Here is a 14374-nt window from a genome sequence, read left to right as displayed (position 1 = left end):
CCTTCTGCAGGTAGTAGTCAAGGTTCATCCGTCGACCGTATGGTCGTCGGGACGGCGCGCCGGGTGCCGCCACGCTGCTCTTAGCCAATGTTCAGGCAAATTTTGGGACGGCATCAGGATTCGTCGCGCGCGTGCGCGCCGGGTTGCATCACGAACTCGACGATGATCGCCGCCATGTCGTCGATCGCGCGGCGCGGCATCACCTCGTAACCGTGGGTGCTCAGCGTGGGCAGGCACAACAGGCCGGCGCGCGGCGTCAGGCCGTTGGCCTTGGAATGCGACGCGTCGGATTCGAAGGCTCCCAGCACGGCCGCCTGCGGTGACAGGCCCATGTCAGTGGCGATGCCCATCAGCCGGTCGGCGACGTCCTTGTCGTAGACGCACTGCGCATCGCTATAGCCGACGATCGGCCCCCCGCTGACCTTGGTGTAGTACTCGCGCTCGGTGGGGCCGACCTCGAGCGCGAGGGTCAGGGTGCCCGGCAGCGACGCGCTGGCGTAGGAGCCCCCCACCCCGCCGATCTCCTCGTTGGTGGTGAAGACCAAATAGACGTCGTCGACGGGGCGTTGGTCGCGTTCGCGGAGCAGCCGGGCCGCGCGCAGCAGGGCGGCCACCGCGGCGCGATCGTCGAGGAAGTAGCAGCCGAGGTAGCCGCCGATCTCGACCAGCGCCCTCTTGCTGCGGTCGACGCACACCCGGGTGCCCGGGCGCACCCCGGCGGCTGCTAACTCGTCGGTGCTGCGGCCGGTGAAGACGTAGACGTGGTCCCAGTCCAGCGCCTTGTCGCCCTGGTCGGGCTTGGTCTGCCAGATCCGCTGGCTCTCCTGGGTGGTGTGCTCCGAGCCCAGCGTGAGGACCGCGGTCAGCGTCTCGTTCTCGCCGAGGACGGCGACCGGTCCGAGGCCGAAGTTGCCCGGGTACATCGTTCCGAGCTGCGTCAGGTGCAGCGTGCCGTCCGTCTCCACCCGCTTGACCAGCATGGAGAGCTCGTCCATGTGCGCCATGACTCGCGTCGCGACGCCGGGTTCGGCCGCCGAGGACACCCGGTGACGGTGCCCTTGCCCGGCCTGGTCGGTCGGGGGCTGGGCACCGATGTACCCGATCAGATTGCCGGCGTCGTCGGTCCACAGGTCGTCGACGACGGGCCGCAGTTCGCGCGCACACACGGCGCGGACGTCGGCTTCCTGGCCGCACGGCCCGTAGGCCCACAGCAGTTCCTGCAACAACTCGTCGGTGGAACTGTCCTCGCGCGGCGCCATTGGGTCCTCTCCGGTTCATGGCTTGTCGCAAGGATCAGTACCCGCGTCGCGTTACGGGCAATCGCGCCTACTCGTAGTCGAGTTCCAGTCGTTCGAGGCGCCGCACCAGCAGGCTGGGCAGCCACCTTCCTGCTTCGGCGGCCGTGACGTTCGAGGTTCTCTCGAGGAGTCGGCCCACGACGATGTTGGCCTCCAACCGTGCGAGAGCCGCTCCCACGCAGAAGCGGATCCCCTTGCCGAAGCTGAGGTGCCCTTTGCCCCCCGCGGGCCGGTTCAGTCGGAACTCTCCTGGTTCGTCGAAGTGTGCCGGATCCCGATTCGCCGCGCCCCACAGCAGGGTCAGCCGCGACCCCGCCGGCAACTCAACGCCGCACAGCTCGGTGTCGTGGACGACGTGCCGGTAGTGGCCCCGAAAGGGCGGCTCGTAGCGCAACACCTCTTCGAGGAAGCCACCGAGCACATCGGGCCGATCACGGATCTGGCGCTGGATATCCGGCCGTGTCGCCAAAATCCAAGCAGCAGAACCGATCAGGGATGCTGTGGATTCACCGCCGGCACTGAACAACGTAATCATCATTGCGAGCGCAGCCAGGTCGTCCAGATCACCGCAGGCGCACGCGGCGGCGAGATCGCCGAGCAGGTTGTCCTGTCGGTCACTCGCGGCCCGCGCGAACTGTTCGGTGATGTAGCCGCCGAGCTCCATTACCGCGACGCCGGCCGCATCCAGTTGATCCCGGGTGACCAGCCCTTCGACCACTTGGGTCGCGGAGTAACCCCAGGCGATGAGCTTGTCGACGTCGGTGTCGGGGACACCGATGATCCTGCCGACGATCATCATGGGCAGCCGGTTCGCCATCGCGCTCATCCATTCGATGCGTCCGTCCCGCGCATGGGTGCTCCAAATGTGGGCGGCGGTGTCGGCGATGAACGGTTCGAACGCGCGGATGCGCTTGGCGGCAAGCTGCGGCAACAGTGCCTTTCGATGCACGGCATGCGCCGGCTCGTCGGCCGTCGCCAGCACCTGGGTGGGGCCGCCGAGTTCCCCCATCGGAAAGGCCGCAACGCCGCCCTCGGGCCGATACATCATGGTCGCGGTCAGGTTCGACGAGAAATCGGCACAGCGTGTCACCGCCTGGTTGACGGCTTCCCAACTGCTCACCGCGTAGAAGCCGGAGTCTCCGATGCGATGGACAGGTCCGGTTTGGTGCATCCGTTCGTAGAGCGGATACGGGTTCTGAATGAACTCGTCGTCGAATAGCGCCAGGCCGAGGGCACCGTCTTTCGATGGCATTGCCCCACGCTGAACTGCGGAGACCCGTCCCGTCAATCGGCGATGACGAACTTGGGATTCCAGCGAAGCGCGCGTCAACCGAACCGTCTCATCGCGGGGGACCCACCTGCGCCAACACTGAAACTTATCGAGAAATTCGTCTCAACGTTGAGATGATGTGGGCTCGACGAATCAAGGAGGCAACCGTGGTTCGCGACGACTGGGTCGTTGGCGGCGACCGCCGGGCAGCGGCGGCAGATCGCATCTACGCGGCGGCGACGCAACTCATCGTGCGCGAGGGGCTGGACGCCTTCGACATCGACACCCTGGCGGCGCGCGTGCACTGTTCGCGGGCCACCATCTACCGCTACGCGGGCGGCAAAGCCCAGATCAGGGACGCGGTGCTGATCCGCCTGGCCGGGGGGATCATTGACACGGTTCGCCGCGCCGTGGACGGGCTCAGCGGTTCCGAGCGGGTCGTCGCCGCTGTGACCGTCGCCCTCGAACAGATCAGGTCGGACCCGCTCCGGCGACTGATGCTCACCCCGGGCAATTCCCCGGATCTAAGCGAGCTGCATTTCTCGCCGGTGCTCAGCCACCTCGCGGCCGAGCTCACCGGAATCACCGACGACCCGCAAGCGGCCCAGTGGATCGTGCGCGTGGTGTTGTCGCTGGCCTATTGGCCCCTGCCGGACAGCCGCATCGAGCACCAGGTCCTGCAGCGGTTCCTGGCTCCGGGTTTTGCCGCTCACCCGAGTCACTGACGATCGTCATTGACGCCCGTCAGTGAGGGACGTAGGGTGCCGCCATGCGGACATTGCGGACGTCCTCCGCGCCGCCGACCGGCGCGCGGGAGGCGCGGCGGCTCGAGACACGGGCGCGCCTGTTCGACGCCGCGCTGGCCGAGATCGCGCAGCGCGGGTTGGCCGCCGCCGACGTGAGCGCCATCGCCGCCGCGGCGGGCGTGGTGCGGGGAACGTTCTACTTCCACTTCCCGACGAAGGAGCACATTCTCGTTGAGCTGGAACGCAACGAGGAGGCCCGCATCATCAGCGAACTCGGCGACGCCGAGGGCGATCTGACGTCGACACTGTCGCGGCTCGTCGCTCAGGTGCTCGACGCCGAACGCCGGTTGGGCGCAGTCATTTTCCGCGACATGCTCGGTCTGCATTTCTCCTCCTCGCGTCCCGACGAAGACGAGCTGGCGCAACACCCGGTCGCCGAGTTTCTGGTCGGCGTGATCGGCCGGGCCCAATCCGCTGGACAGGTCTGTCCGGACATCGACGCCGCGGAACTCGGGACGTTCTTTCTCACCGGGCTCTTCGCGCTGCTGGCCACCGGGACCCACGATTCGGCGCAGTTAAGCCGTTATGTGACAACGATTGTCAAGGGAATGGAGAAACGATGAAAAGCACAGGCATCGAGGGCTACCGGGAATTCTTGGCCCGCCGTGACGGCGAGGCCGACCTGCTCAACAGGAGGCTGGCCAATCGCGAGCAGTTCTTCGGCCAGCTCGAGGCCAATCCCGTCCGGTCGGCCCACCCCGCCGACCGAGAGACCTTTCTGCGCAACCTGCGCCGCCGTCGACCGGAGGCAGGACTGGATCCCAAGATGCTGTTCCTGTTGGCGACGGCCAAGCTGAATCAGGCGGAACGGTTCGGCGTCGGGCTTGGCGAAACCTATGGGCGCAACAGCGACGAGAATCTGCCGCCCGAAAACGTCTACCTCGAACTCGAGGAGCACTATCACACCCGCCTGCTCGCCTACGCGCTGGACATCTTCGATCTGACTTTCCAAGTCGTCCCCCCGCCATTCGTGTTACGACAGTTCGTCAAAACCAGTGTGTTCCTTCCGGAGCGGCTGAGCTTTCTGTTCGTGGGCGCCGGCGAGATGGCGGGCTGCATCATGTTCGACGAACTCCGCCGCATCGGCATAGAGCTGTTCGGCGACGAACCGGAAGTCTCCGAGCGAATCGAACTGCTCTACCGCGAGATCCTCACCGACGAGATCGGCCACGTCGGCTACTGCGCCTCGCGCTGCACCGCGGGCGAGCGCGCGATCATGCGCCGCATCTACCCCTTCGTGGGACGAATGTTCGCCCGCCAAACGGCCGAGATCAGCATGCTGCTCGATCCGAAGGCGTTGCACGCACGACTCGACCGGCCCTTCGACGCCGACGAACTCACCGCCGGGCTGGGCAACGAAACCTATCTCGTCGCTCATCCCTAGGACCGGCTCGTTCTCCCCGCCGGGTGACCGAGGGTTTGGTGGGAGGGACTGAGGTGGGGGAAACCTCGAGCTATGGCCCGCTTCTTGAGCCGTAGCAGTCCGGCCTCAGCTTGTTCCATTGGGACTCTGTTCAGTCCCTTCCTGGGTTGAGCCTGCCACCCGTGGCCGCCAACCGATAGTGCCGATCGCCTTCTGGCGGGATTCTTCGCTTACCGGACCGAGCTGGTGCTCGACGACGAGGGCGGCGGACGCTGGAGTCTGCCGATGGCCCGGCCAAATCGCCGCAAAGGGCGGTCTCCGGTGCCATCCTCGTCGGTATGTCTGAGACGCGGCACGTGGTCCTGATTCACGGCAACTGGTCACGCGGAGAACAGCTGGCCGCCGCCAGTGCCGCATTCCAGGACCGCGGTTACACCGCGCACACCCCGACGCTGCGGTATCACGAATTACCGATCCACGAGGGCGCCACCAAGGTCGCGTCCCTACGCCTGCAGGACTACGTCGACGACCTGGTGGCCTTCGTCGGTTCGCTCGAAACGCCACCATTGTTGGTCGGCCACTCAATGGGCGGCCTGCTTGCCCAACTGGTCGCCGCGCGCACCCCCCACATCGGGTTGATAGCGGCATGTCCCGCGCCCGCCGCCGGTATCGGCGGTTCGACCCCGGCCAATAGGCGGATGTCGGCGCCGTGGTTCCTGCGCTCTCGCGCCTGGGCCAAGCCGGTGCCTCCTCCCCCGTTCGAACAATTCCGGCAATGGGTGGCCAACACCCAACCTGAGGACACCGCGCGCGAGTTATACAAAGGCCTGGTCTGCGATTCCGGGCGAGCGCAATGCGAGATGCTCCTTGCGATCCTCAGGCTCTCCAAGGCGACCCGCGTGAATGCCGCCGCGGTGACCGCACCCGTGTTGGTGATCGGTGGCGAATACGACTTGATCGTGCCCACCGGGGTGTTGCGCAAGACCGCCGCCCAATATGGGCACGCCGACGTCGTCGAAATACCCAACTCCGACCACATGGTCTTCTCGGGCGCTTCCCTGCCGATAACCATGAGCCACATCGACGCGTGGCTGACAAAGAACAGGCTCCTCGTCACCACGCCGAACTAGGCCGCGCGCCGGCTGACCCAGCGCCTCGGTAACGCGCCTTGAACTGCAGGTGACCAGCCTAGTGTCGGGCCTGATTAGGGCTGTTAATGGCACCGTGTTTCAGCAGTCTGCAGAGCAGGGCGGATCAGGGTATCGATGACCTGGCGGACAAATTCGACGTCGACAGGCTGTCCACTGATCACGCGCATCAGAGCCATCGCAGTCAGGACGTCGGCGACCAGCGACCAGTCGCGGGTGGCGTCGATTTCGCCGCGGTCGGCAGCTTGCGCCAGAACGGACGACAGCACACGACTGCCTTTGAAGAGGATCAGGTCGTTAAGCGCTGTAGCGAGTTCGGGGTCGTGCGCCGCCTCCAGAGCGACTCGCAGCACCAGGTCATTGGTGATCAAGGAGTCGTCGTTGTGCTTGGCACGTTCGACGATGGCGTCGAGGTCGCCGGCCAGGCTTCCCGTATTAGGGGCGTCATCCTTGAGTAGGTCGGGTCGCCAGTAGACGAGGGCGTCGGTCATCAAGGCGGCTTTTGATGACCACCTCCGATAGATGGCGGCCTTGCCCACGCCGGCCCGTGCGGCAATGTCGTTCATGTTTGTCGCGTCATAGCCGTGTTCGGCCAACGCTGCCAGCGCGGCGTCAAGGATCACGGGATCGCGGGATCGGTCTAGCCGCCCGTCTGTGCGTTGGCGAAGTTTCGACTCGGGTTCTGCCATGGGTCCTGGCCTGTCAGCGATAAACGTTGTCGTCGACAGCTTGGCAGATCGGCCGGCGGGTTTCACGGTGCGGTGGGTTGGGGAACCGGCGTCGTGCGTGACTCCCCTTCTTGGCCTTTCTTCCTGGTCAAGCGGATGGTGTTGATCGGCCACCAGAACCAATGCCCCAATGCAGCAGCGATCGAGGGCGTCATGAACGACCGGACGATGAGGGTGTCGACCAGTAGACCCAATCCAATCGTGGTGCCAATTCCGCCGATCACGCGCAGTTGGCTGACGATCATCGAGGCCATGGTGAAGGCGAATACCAGGCCGGCCGCGGTGACCACGCGGCCGGATGCGCCCATGCCACGGATGATTCCGGTGTTGAGTCCGGCGTGGATTTCTTCCTTGAGGCGCGAGACGAGCAGCAGGTTGTAGTCCGATCCCACCGCCAGCAGGATGACGACCGATAGCGGCAGCACGATCCATTGCAGGCCGAGTCCGATGAGGTCTTGCCACATCAGCACCGACAGGCCGCATGCGGTACCCAGTGACGCCGCGACCGTGCCGACGATGACCAACGCGGCGACGACGCTGCGGGTGATGATCAGCATGATCGCGAAAATCAGGATCAAGCAGGAGATGCCGGCAACCATGAGGTCGATGATGACGCCTTCTTGCATGTCGCTGTACATCGAGGCGGTCCCGGCCAGGTACACCTTCGAGCTTTCCAACGGGGTTCCCTTGATGGCATCGGCGACGGCATCTTTGACGCCGGCAACATGCTTGATTCCTTCTACGGATGCCGGATCACCCTGGTGGGTGATGATGAACCGCACGGCCGTGCCGTCGGGTGAAACGAACATCTTCAGCCCGCGTTTGAAGTCAGGGTTTTTGAAGACTTCCGGCGGCAGATAGAACGAGTCGTCGTTCTTGGCTTCGTCGAAGTACTGACCCATCAGGGTTGAGCCCTCGGCGCCTTCTTGCTGGTGGGCTTGGATGCCGGCCATCGTGCTGTGCGTGGACAGCATGAAATTGCGCATCGTCTTCATCGAGTCGATGGTCTTCGGGAAATCGGCCAGCAGTTGCGGCATCAGCCGATCCAGATGGTCGAGGTCGACCGTGAGACCCGAAAGTTGCTCGGAGATTTCATCGATGCCGTCAAGGGCATCGAAGAGAGATCGCAGCGACCAGCAGACCGGGATATCGAAACAGTGCCTCTCCCAATAGAAGTAACTCCTGATCGGCCGGAAGAAATCGTCGAAATCGGCGATGTGGTCCCGCAACTCGTTGGTGGTGTCCACCATCTCATGCGTGCGGCCGACCATGCTGTGTGTCGTCGCGGTGAGTTCTTTCATGACGCCGTACATGTGTTCCATGACGGCGATGGTTTTGCCGAGCTCGTCGGCCTGCTCGAGCATGTTGGCCGTGGTGTCGTTCATGAACTTGGCCGTCTGCAGCGTGCCCGAGTTCTGCATCGCGATCTGAAACGGGATCGAGCTGTGCTCGATCGGCGCACCTAACGGCCTGGTGATCGTTTGTACACGCTCGATCCCGCGAAGATGAAAGACACTTTTGGCAATTCGGTCGATGACGAGCATGTCCGCCGGGTCGCGCAGATCATGGTCGGCTTCGACCATGAGCAGTTCGGGATTCATTCGCGCCTGCGAGAAGTGCCGTTCGGCAGCCGTCATCGCGGCGTTCGCAGGCATGTCTGCCGGCGTGAATTTTTGGTCGTCGTAGTTAGGCACGTAGGTCAGCAGGCTGATGAACCCGATGACGGCGATGGCCGCGGTCACCACAATGATTGGTTTGGGCCAGCGCACCACGGTGGTGCCCACCTTGCGCCAACCGCGCACATCGATTGGACGTTTGGGATCGAACAGGCCGAACCGTGAGCCGACCGCCAAGGCGGCTGGCGCAAGGGTCAGTGCCGCCAACACGATGGTCAACATTGCTATCGCGCACGGCATTCCCATGGTTTGGAAATACGGCAACCGGGCTGCCGTCAAGCACATGCAGGCACCCGCGATGGTCAGGCCCGAGCCCAAAATGACGTGGGAGACGCCGTGATAGGCCGTGTAGAAGGCCTCCTCCCGGTCTTGGCCGATAGATCGCGCTTCGTGATAGCGGCCCAGCAGGAAGATCACGTAGTCGGTTCCTGCGGCGATGCTGAGCATGGTGATCATGCTGACGGCATACGGCGTCAGTCCGATGATGTTGAGGTTACCAGCGGTGGCCGCAACCCCTTGCGCGGCAAAGAGTTCGATGCCGATCACGACGAGACTCAGCATGGTGGTGACGATCGATCGGTAGACCATCAGCAGCATCACGAAGATGACCGCGATGGAGACCATCGCCATCGTCGCCATGCTTTTATGGCCCACCACACTGGTATCGGCGTTGAGCACCGTATTGCCGGCCACATATGCCTTGACGCCCGGCGGTGCGGGCGTGTCGGCGACGATCTTGCGCACAGCGGCGACCGACTCGTGACTCGGGGTGGTCCCTTGGGCACCGTTGAGGAACACCTGCACGTAGGCGGCCTTGCCGTCCGGGCTTTGCGAACCGGCAGCGGTCAGCGGATCACCCCAGAAGTCCTGGATGTTCTGGACGTGCTGGCGGTCGTCTCTAAGTTTGCTGACGATGCGGTTGTAAAAGTCGTGCGCGCTGTCCCCGAGTTTCTGCTGTCCTTCCAGCACCACCATCGCCGTGGAGTCGGTATGAAATTCGTTGAACTTGTCGCCGATGTGCATCATCGATTTGAAAGCCGGCGCGTCCCGTGGAGTCATCGGTACCGAGTGTTGGGACGCAACCTCGTCAAGCGAAGGCGAGAGCGCACCCAGGGCGACTGCAAGGAAGACCCAGCCGAGGGTGATCGGTAGCGACAGGACGCGAATGAGCCTGGGAATGAGTGGGAGTCGGGGCTGGGCGTGTGGGTTACTCATACGGATTTCACCAAGCAGTAGATAAAGGGTTGGTAGTCAGTGGTTCTGCGATCGTCGCGAACCTGGTCGTCGACGATGACCCGGCAGCGCAGGTCATGTACAGCTGGACTCGCCTGAGCGACGATGTTGGCCGACATCGACGGCAACGTAGTCACGATGGTGAACGACCACGGCAACGGTGCGGCTTCGACGAGGTGCGGCTGACCGTTCTCGTCGAGATAGTTGGCATTCACGGAGCCGTCTGGCGCACCGGTTATTTCATACGTGATGTGCTTGGGATGGAACGGTTTCGTGTTGTCGCCACCGCCCTCGCCGCTCGTCACTGCGCCGTTCGTGCCAAATGTGTCACGAATCCGGACCACTGCGTATGCGCCCAGCGAGATGACGACGACAAGAAGCAGCGGGATCCACGCTCTTCGCACGATGGTGAGCATGCGCCCCTCCCCCCTTCCACTTCAGCGCGCAACCGACGGCAGCACGGGGCAGTGCTCGCCAGACGCCGCTGCCAACCCCAAGAAGTAGACGGAACTCAAGTTCCGTCAAGAGGTCATGGAGGACTGTACAGCACTCGGCGCCGGACCGCTCGGCAGGCTCGAAGTACCCCATAAGCGGCCCTTCAACCAGCATTTCGGCCCACCAAGCCCATCACCCGGTCACCCGGCCCACCGAGTGAGCACGATCGCCGTCGCCTGGTGCTACCTGCGAGGCTCGGCGAGTTCCCGGATCTGCTCGGGCGAGCGGGCCGTAACCACCATCATTGTGACGCCGGATACCTGCCACGCGGCGACGTGCTGGCGAACGTGACGGAGGTCCGCGACGATAGCGGTGTCATCGATGAGCTCATCCGGGATGACGGCAGCACTTGAGGCCCCGAGACACCAAGTCCGAGGATGTGCCGGCCGCCGCAGAGGTGATCAAGTGTCAGTGCGGCCATCGCACAGGCGGTGGGGGTGCGCGCCGAGAGTTGCGCTATCGAGGTGCCCAGCCGCAGTCGCGTGTTTGTGATCCCCACCAGGCCAGCGGTGTGTAGGCGTCCGAGCCCCACGCTTGGGCCGTGAAGACCGCGTCGAAACCGGCGTCCTCGGCGGCATTGACAAGGTCTGCGGTGTTCTTGGGCGGTTGCGCCCCCAGTATCCGAGTTGCAGTCCGAGTTTCATCGGTTTTCTATCCCGCGTTCGCCGCCTTCAATAGGAGCGTGGCAGGTTAAGGCTGTGTTGGGCAACGTAATTGAGAATCATTTCCCGGCTAACGGGGGCTATGCGTAATAGCCGCGCCAGGCCCCACTGCGGGATCAGACCGTATTCGGCCGACAGCCCGTTGCCACCGTGAACTTGGATGGCGCGATCTGCAGCCGTCACCGCCGCCTCGGCGGCGGCGAACTTGGCGATGTTGGAAGCCTCTCCGGCAGGCTGGCCGTGGTCGTAGAGCCAAGCAGCTTTGGCGGTCATGATCGCGGCCTGGTCGACCGCAATCTTGGCCTCGGCGAGGGGATGCGCGATGCCTTGGTAGGTCCCGATGGGCGGGCCCCACACCGTACGGCTGCGCGCGTAGTCGGCGGCCTTGGCCACGGTGTGCCGGCCGATCCCGACGCACACGGCCGCGCCGGTGATGCGTTCGGGATTCAACCCGTCGAATACCTGCCGAAAGCCCTCGTGCTCGGTGCCGATCAGCGCCGATTCCGGTAGTCGGACGTTGTCGAGATGAAGGGTGTATTGCTTCTCGGGCACGTTGATGCCGACCGGGAGCCGGTACTTGACTAGACCATCCGCGTCGGTTGGGACCAGAAACAGCGACAGTTGATCCGGTCCGGTGCGCGCGACAAGGATCAGCGCGCCGGCTTCGTCGACACCCGAGATGTAGTACTTGCTGCCATTGAGCAGGTAGTCGGTTCCATCACGCAGCGCTGTGGTGCTGATCTGATGGGCGTTGGATCCTGCGTCGGGTTCGGTGATCGCGAAAACTACCTTCGTTTCGCCGGAGCTGATGCGCGGCAACCATTCCCGGCGTTGTTGATCGGTGCCGTACCGAGTGAGCAGTTCACCGGAGATGGCGCTGCAAACCAGAAGCAGCAGCAACGGGCAACCCTGGGCGGCGGTTTCCTCGCACACCAGCGCGAGCTCGGTCATGCCGGCGCCGCCACCCCCATATTCTTCGGGCAAGTTGATACCGATGAATCCATGACGGGCCAGGTCCTGCCATAGTTCAGTGGTGGGCTGGTGGGCGGCGGCGCGTTCCGCGAAGTAGCTAGGACCGTATTTGGCGGCCAGGGTGCCGACTGCCTCACGCAGATCGCGGTGTTCTGCTGGTTCGGTGAAATCCATTACGACACAAGCTTGTCGGGAATGTCGGTGTGCAGGGCGCGCACGTATTCGCCCAGACCCTTGGCTTGGGGATCGGTCTTGGTGCACGACGCGACCCCTTCACCGAGGAAACCGTAAATGACGAAGTTGAGAGCTTTGAGGTTGGGGAACTCGTAGCGGTCCACCGCCAGTCCGGCCGATTCGGGAACCAGCGCGCGAAATCGGGCCACTGTGAGGTGGCTGCGCAGCCACTCCCACCGTTCTGGGGTGTCGGTCCATAGACCGACATTGGCGTTGCCCCCTTTGTCACCCGAGCGTGCGGCCACTACGTCGCCCAGGGGTCGGCGGGTGGTCGGCCCATAGTCGACGTGGTGGCTGTGCGGCGAATCGCCCATCGGGGCAACGGGCTGTTCGCCCTCATCGGTGGTATGGGGGATGATTTCGCGCTCACCGGTGTGGTGGACCACGACCTGCTCGACCAGGTGGGCCGGTATCACTGTGGGCCAGTAGACTCCGAATTCGGTCGCCGAAGTGGGCGGGCTGGTGGTGTGAAAGCCCGGGTAACCGGCGACGGCGAGCTCGATGACGGCATTGGAGAAGCTGCGGTCGACGGTGGCACGGTCGCGGTCTTTGACTGTTACCCGCAGGTGGGCGGTGGCGTCGACCGCTGAGCGGGGATCTGGTTTGTCGTAGCGCAGCAATTGGACATCGACATCATCGAAACGATCTGGCCCACCAAGGATCTCGAAGAGTTCATCGACGGCCCACGTGGCCTTCTCCTCGATATTGAGGCCAGTCAACACCATTGTCATGGTGTTGCGGTAGCCGCCGATGTAGTTCATCGCCACCTTCAGTAGCGGTGGCGGTGAACTGCCTTCGGTGCCGGCAACCCGTACCCGGTCGGGGCCATCGGCCGTGATCGTCAGGGTGTCGAAGTGCGCGACGACGTCGGGGTTGACGTACTCGGGCGGGCCCACCTCGTAGAGCAGCTGTGCAGTGACCGTGCCCGGGCTCACCAGCCCGCCGCTGCCGGCTGGTTTGGCGACGACAAAGCTTCCGTCGTGAGCGAGCTCGACGATGGGCGATCCCGGGTAGCGGCGGTCGGCGATTTCACTGAGTTGGGAATAGTTGCCGCCGGTCGCTTGTGGGCCGCATTCGATGATGTGCCCGGCGGCGACAGCGCCCGCCAACGCGTTGTAGTCGTGGCGATCCCAACTGTGCCACCACGCACCAACGCCGACGACGAGGGCCGCGTCGGTCACACGCCCGGTGATAACCACGTCGGCGCCGCGTGACAAAGCGGCGGCGATGCCCCACCCGCCAAGGTAGGCGTTGGCCGAGACGAATGGCGCCCTGGTGTCGTCGGGTTCCGCGCCGGTGTCGAGGTTGACGAAACGCTCGCCGGCCGCTCGCAGCCGGGCCAGGTGCGGCTTGAGGTCATCACCTTCGATGTGGGCCACAGCGAGCTCGACACCGGCGTCGGCGATGATGGCGCGGACCGCGTCGGCCATGCCGGCGGGATTGAGGCCGCCGGCATTGACAACCACCTTTATGCCGCGTTGGGCGCACGTAGCGGCGACCTGCTTGAACTGGGTCAGGAAGGTGCGGGCATACCCGGACTCAGGGTCTTTGTTCCGGGCTTTCCACAGGATGAGCATGGTGAGTTCGGCGAGGTAGTCGCCGGTGATGACGTCGAGGTCTGTGGTGTCGACGAGCTGGCGCATCGCGGCCAGCCGGTCACCATAGAAGGCTGAGGCGTTGCCAATGCGCACCGGGCGGTTCACCGCGGCACCGCCCGACGGGTGGGTGCGCCCGCGAAAGCCTGGGCGATGTCGAGCCACTGCGTCGCCACCGGCCCCTCAACCGCCAGCGCGGTCTCGGTCCAGTGGCGGCGCTGGGTGACGACGAGCGCGAAATCTTCGGCGGTCCCATGGACGTGGTTAGCGGCGTCGGAAGGTCCCCAGTTCCACAGGTCTCCGGTGTCCGAGCGCAGTTCGACGTAAACGGGTTGATCGGGCACGGTGAGCCCGTGGGCGATGTGGGAGAACGCGAACGTCGACACACCCAGGTGGGCGATGCTGCGTAGGCCACGGCTGGGCGGAGGGTCGACGCCGAGGGCGTCGTAGATGTCGCGTCCGTGCGCCCACGTCTCCATCAGTCGGGCTGTGGCGCACGACGCGGCACTCATATCGGGTCCAAACCAAGGCAGGCGTGTTTTCGGGTCCTGACTTGCCAGCAGGTCCACGAGTTCGGCGCGGGCGCCGGTGAGCCAGGTCAGCACAGCTGACGGTGTGAGGAGCCGATGAGTCTCGGCGATCCGGTCGGGGAAATCCATGCCGCCGGCGATCAGGGAGTCGGCGAAAGCGCGGAATTCGTCGGGGCTACGTAGGGCCATCATGGTCGCGCCGTCGAAGAATGCCAAGTGCGTTGCTTGGTCCGCCACGGTCCAGCCCGCAGCTGGAGTGGCCAGGCGCCATTGGTCGCTGCGCAGGCCGGACAGGTGTTCGACGAGGCGGTCGGATTCGTCGTGCAGATCGTTGAGCAGCCGCTGGTAGGTTTCGCCGTTCACG

12 protein-coding genes and 1 pseudogene are annotated in these 14374 nt (G+C 64.3%); 4 read left to right on the top strand and 9 right to left on the bottom strand.

Features of this window, described 5'->3' with window-relative positions; genetic code table 11:
• Positions 1 to 113: 113 nt before the first annotated feature.
• Together A5695_RS06870 and A5695_RS06865 are read right to left on the bottom strand one after the other, a co-directional pair.
• Entirely contained in the window at positions 114 to 1259 is a 1146-nt protein-coding gene (locus A5695_RS06870; RefSeq protein WP_068079383.1) for a M20/M25/M40 family metallo-hydrolase, read from the bottom strand.
• A gap of 67 nt (positions 1260 to 1326) precedes the next feature.
• Positions 1327 to 2550 carry a cytochrome P450 gene (locus tag A5695_RS06865; protein WP_068079381.1) on the bottom strand — a complete coding sequence of 408 codons (1224 nt, stop codon included), beginning with the start codon at positions 2548 to 2550 and terminating at the stop codon, positions 1327 to 1329.
• A 185-nt stretch (positions 2551 to 2735) separates the two neighbouring features.
• Here A5695_RS06865 and A5695_RS06860 point away from each other — a divergent pair, with 185 nt between their 5' ends.
• The 4 genes from A5695_RS06860 to A5695_RS06845 all read left to right on the top strand — a co-directional run bounded on the left by A5695_RS06860 (position 2736) and on the right by A5695_RS06845 (position 5867).
• Entirely contained in the window at positions 2736 to 3293 is a 558-nt protein-coding gene (locus A5695_RS06860) for a TetR/AcrR family transcriptional regulator (protein WP_068079389.1), read from the top strand.
• A 44-nt stretch (positions 3294 to 3337) separates the two neighbouring features.
• On the top strand, positions 3338 to 3937 hold the full coding sequence (locus tag A5695_RS06855) for a TetR/AcrR family transcriptional regulator (protein ID WP_068079379.1): 600 nt from the start codon (positions 3338 to 3340) through the stop codon (positions 3935 to 3937).
• Complete coding sequence (locus A5695_RS06850; RefSeq protein ID WP_068079377.1) at positions 3934 to 4758, top strand: hypothetical protein; 825 nt, start codon at positions 3934 to 3936, stop codon at positions 4756 to 4758. The genes A5695_RS06855 and A5695_RS06850 overlap by 4 nt, the downstream gene beginning before the upstream one ends.
• A 317-nt stretch (positions 4759 to 5075) precedes the next feature.
• Complete coding sequence (locus A5695_RS06845; RefSeq protein ID WP_068079375.1) at positions 5076 to 5867, top strand: alpha/beta hydrolase; 792 nt, start codon at positions 5076 to 5078, stop codon at positions 5865 to 5867.
• Positions 5868 to 5950: 83 nt separating this feature from the next.
• Here the strand turns inward: A5695_RS06845 and A5695_RS06840 are convergent, their stop codons facing one another.
• The 7 genes and pseudogenes from A5695_RS06840 to A5695_RS06815 all read right to left on the bottom strand — a co-directional run bounded on the left by A5695_RS06840 (position 5951) and on the right by A5695_RS06815 (position 14373).
• Complete coding sequence (locus A5695_RS06840) at positions 5951 to 6574, bottom strand: TetR/AcrR family transcriptional regulator (RefSeq protein ID WP_068079373.1); 624 nt, start codon at positions 6572 to 6574, stop codon at positions 5951 to 5953.
• A 62-nt stretch (positions 6575 to 6636) separates the two neighbouring features.
• Entirely contained in the window at positions 6637 to 9504 is a 2868-nt protein-coding gene (locus A5695_RS06835) for an RND family transporter (protein ID WP_068079371.1), read from the bottom strand.
• Entirely contained in the window at positions 9501 to 9938 is a 438-nt protein-coding gene (locus tag A5695_RS06830) for an MmpS family transport accessory protein (RefSeq protein WP_068079369.1), read from the bottom strand. Before A5695_RS06830 ends, A5695_RS06835 begins: the two co-directional genes overlap by 4 nt.
• Positions 9939 to 10360: 422 nt before the next feature.
• A pseudogene (locus A5695_RS27305) lies at positions 10361 to 10661 on the bottom strand (LLM class flavin-dependent oxidoreductase); the annotation flags it as partial.
• A 27-nt stretch (positions 10662 to 10688) separates the two neighbouring features.
• On the bottom strand, positions 10689 to 11825 hold the full coding sequence (locus tag A5695_RS06825) for an acyl-CoA dehydrogenase family protein (protein WP_068079367.1): 1137 nt from the start codon (positions 11823 to 11825) through the stop codon (positions 10689 to 10691).
• Positions 11825 to 13588: an acyclic terpene utilization AtuA family protein gene (locus A5695_RS06820; RefSeq protein ID WP_068079365.1), complete on the bottom strand. Its 1764-nt coding sequence runs from the start codon at positions 13586 to 13588 to the stop codon at positions 11825 to 11827. Before A5695_RS06820 ends, A5695_RS06825 begins: the two co-directional genes overlap by 1 nt.
• The gene (locus A5695_RS06815; protein ID WP_068079363.1) at positions 13585 to 14373 is read right to left on the bottom strand and encodes a TIGR03084 family metal-binding protein; all 789 of its coding nucleotides are present in this window, start codon (positions 14371 to 14373) and stop codon (positions 13585 to 13587) included. Before A5695_RS06815 ends, A5695_RS06820 begins: the two co-directional genes overlap by 4 nt.
• Between the last annotated feature and the right edge of the window lies 1 nt (position 14374).

The sequence above is a fragment of the Mycobacterium sp. E1747 genome, from assembly GCF_001667775.1.
Classification (GTDB): Bacteria; Actinomycetota; Actinomycetes; order Mycobacteriales; family Mycobacteriaceae; genus Mycobacterium.
The sequence above is the reverse complement of the archived record's forward strand: the minus strand, read 5'-3'. Positions and strand labels throughout refer to the sequence as shown.

What these genes read in the sequence shown, in the direction of transcription:
- A5695_RS06870 (WP_068079383.1), bottom strand. Translation starts at nt 1,259, where the DNA reads ATGGCGCCGCGCGAGGACAGTTCCACCGACGAGTTGTTGCAGGAACTG.
- A5695_RS06865 (WP_068079381.1), bottom strand. Translation starts at nt 2,550, where the DNA reads ATGCCATCGAAAGACGGTGCCCTCGGCCTGGCGCTATTCGACGACGAG.
- A5695_RS06855 (WP_068079379.1), top strand. Translation starts at nt 3,338, where the DNA reads ATGCGGACATTGCGGACGTCCTCCGCGCCGCCGACCGGCGCGCGGGAG.
- A5695_RS06850 (WP_068079377.1), top strand. Translation starts at nt 3,934, where the DNA reads ATGAAAAGCACAGGCATCGAGGGCTACCGGGAATTCTTGGCCCGCCGT.
- A5695_RS06845 (WP_068079375.1), top strand. Translation starts at nt 5,076, where the DNA reads ATGTCTGAGACGCGGCACGTGGTCCTGATTCACGGCAACTGGTCACGC.
- A5695_RS06840 (WP_068079373.1), bottom strand. Translation starts at nt 6,574, where the DNA reads ATGGCAGAACCCGAGTCGAAACTTCGCCAACGCACAGACGGGCGGCTA.
- A5695_RS06835 (WP_068079371.1), bottom strand. Translation starts at nt 9,504, where the DNA reads ATGAGTAACCCACACGCCCAGCCCCGACTCCCACTCATTCCCAGGCTC.
- A5695_RS06830 (WP_068079369.1), bottom strand. Translation starts at nt 9,938, where the DNA reads ATGCTCACCATCGTGCGAAGAGCGTGGATCCCGCTGCTTCTTGTCGTC.
- A5695_RS06825 (WP_068079367.1), bottom strand. Translation starts at nt 11,825, where the DNA reads ATGGATTTCACCGAACCAGCAGAACACCGCGATCTGCGTGAGGCAGTC.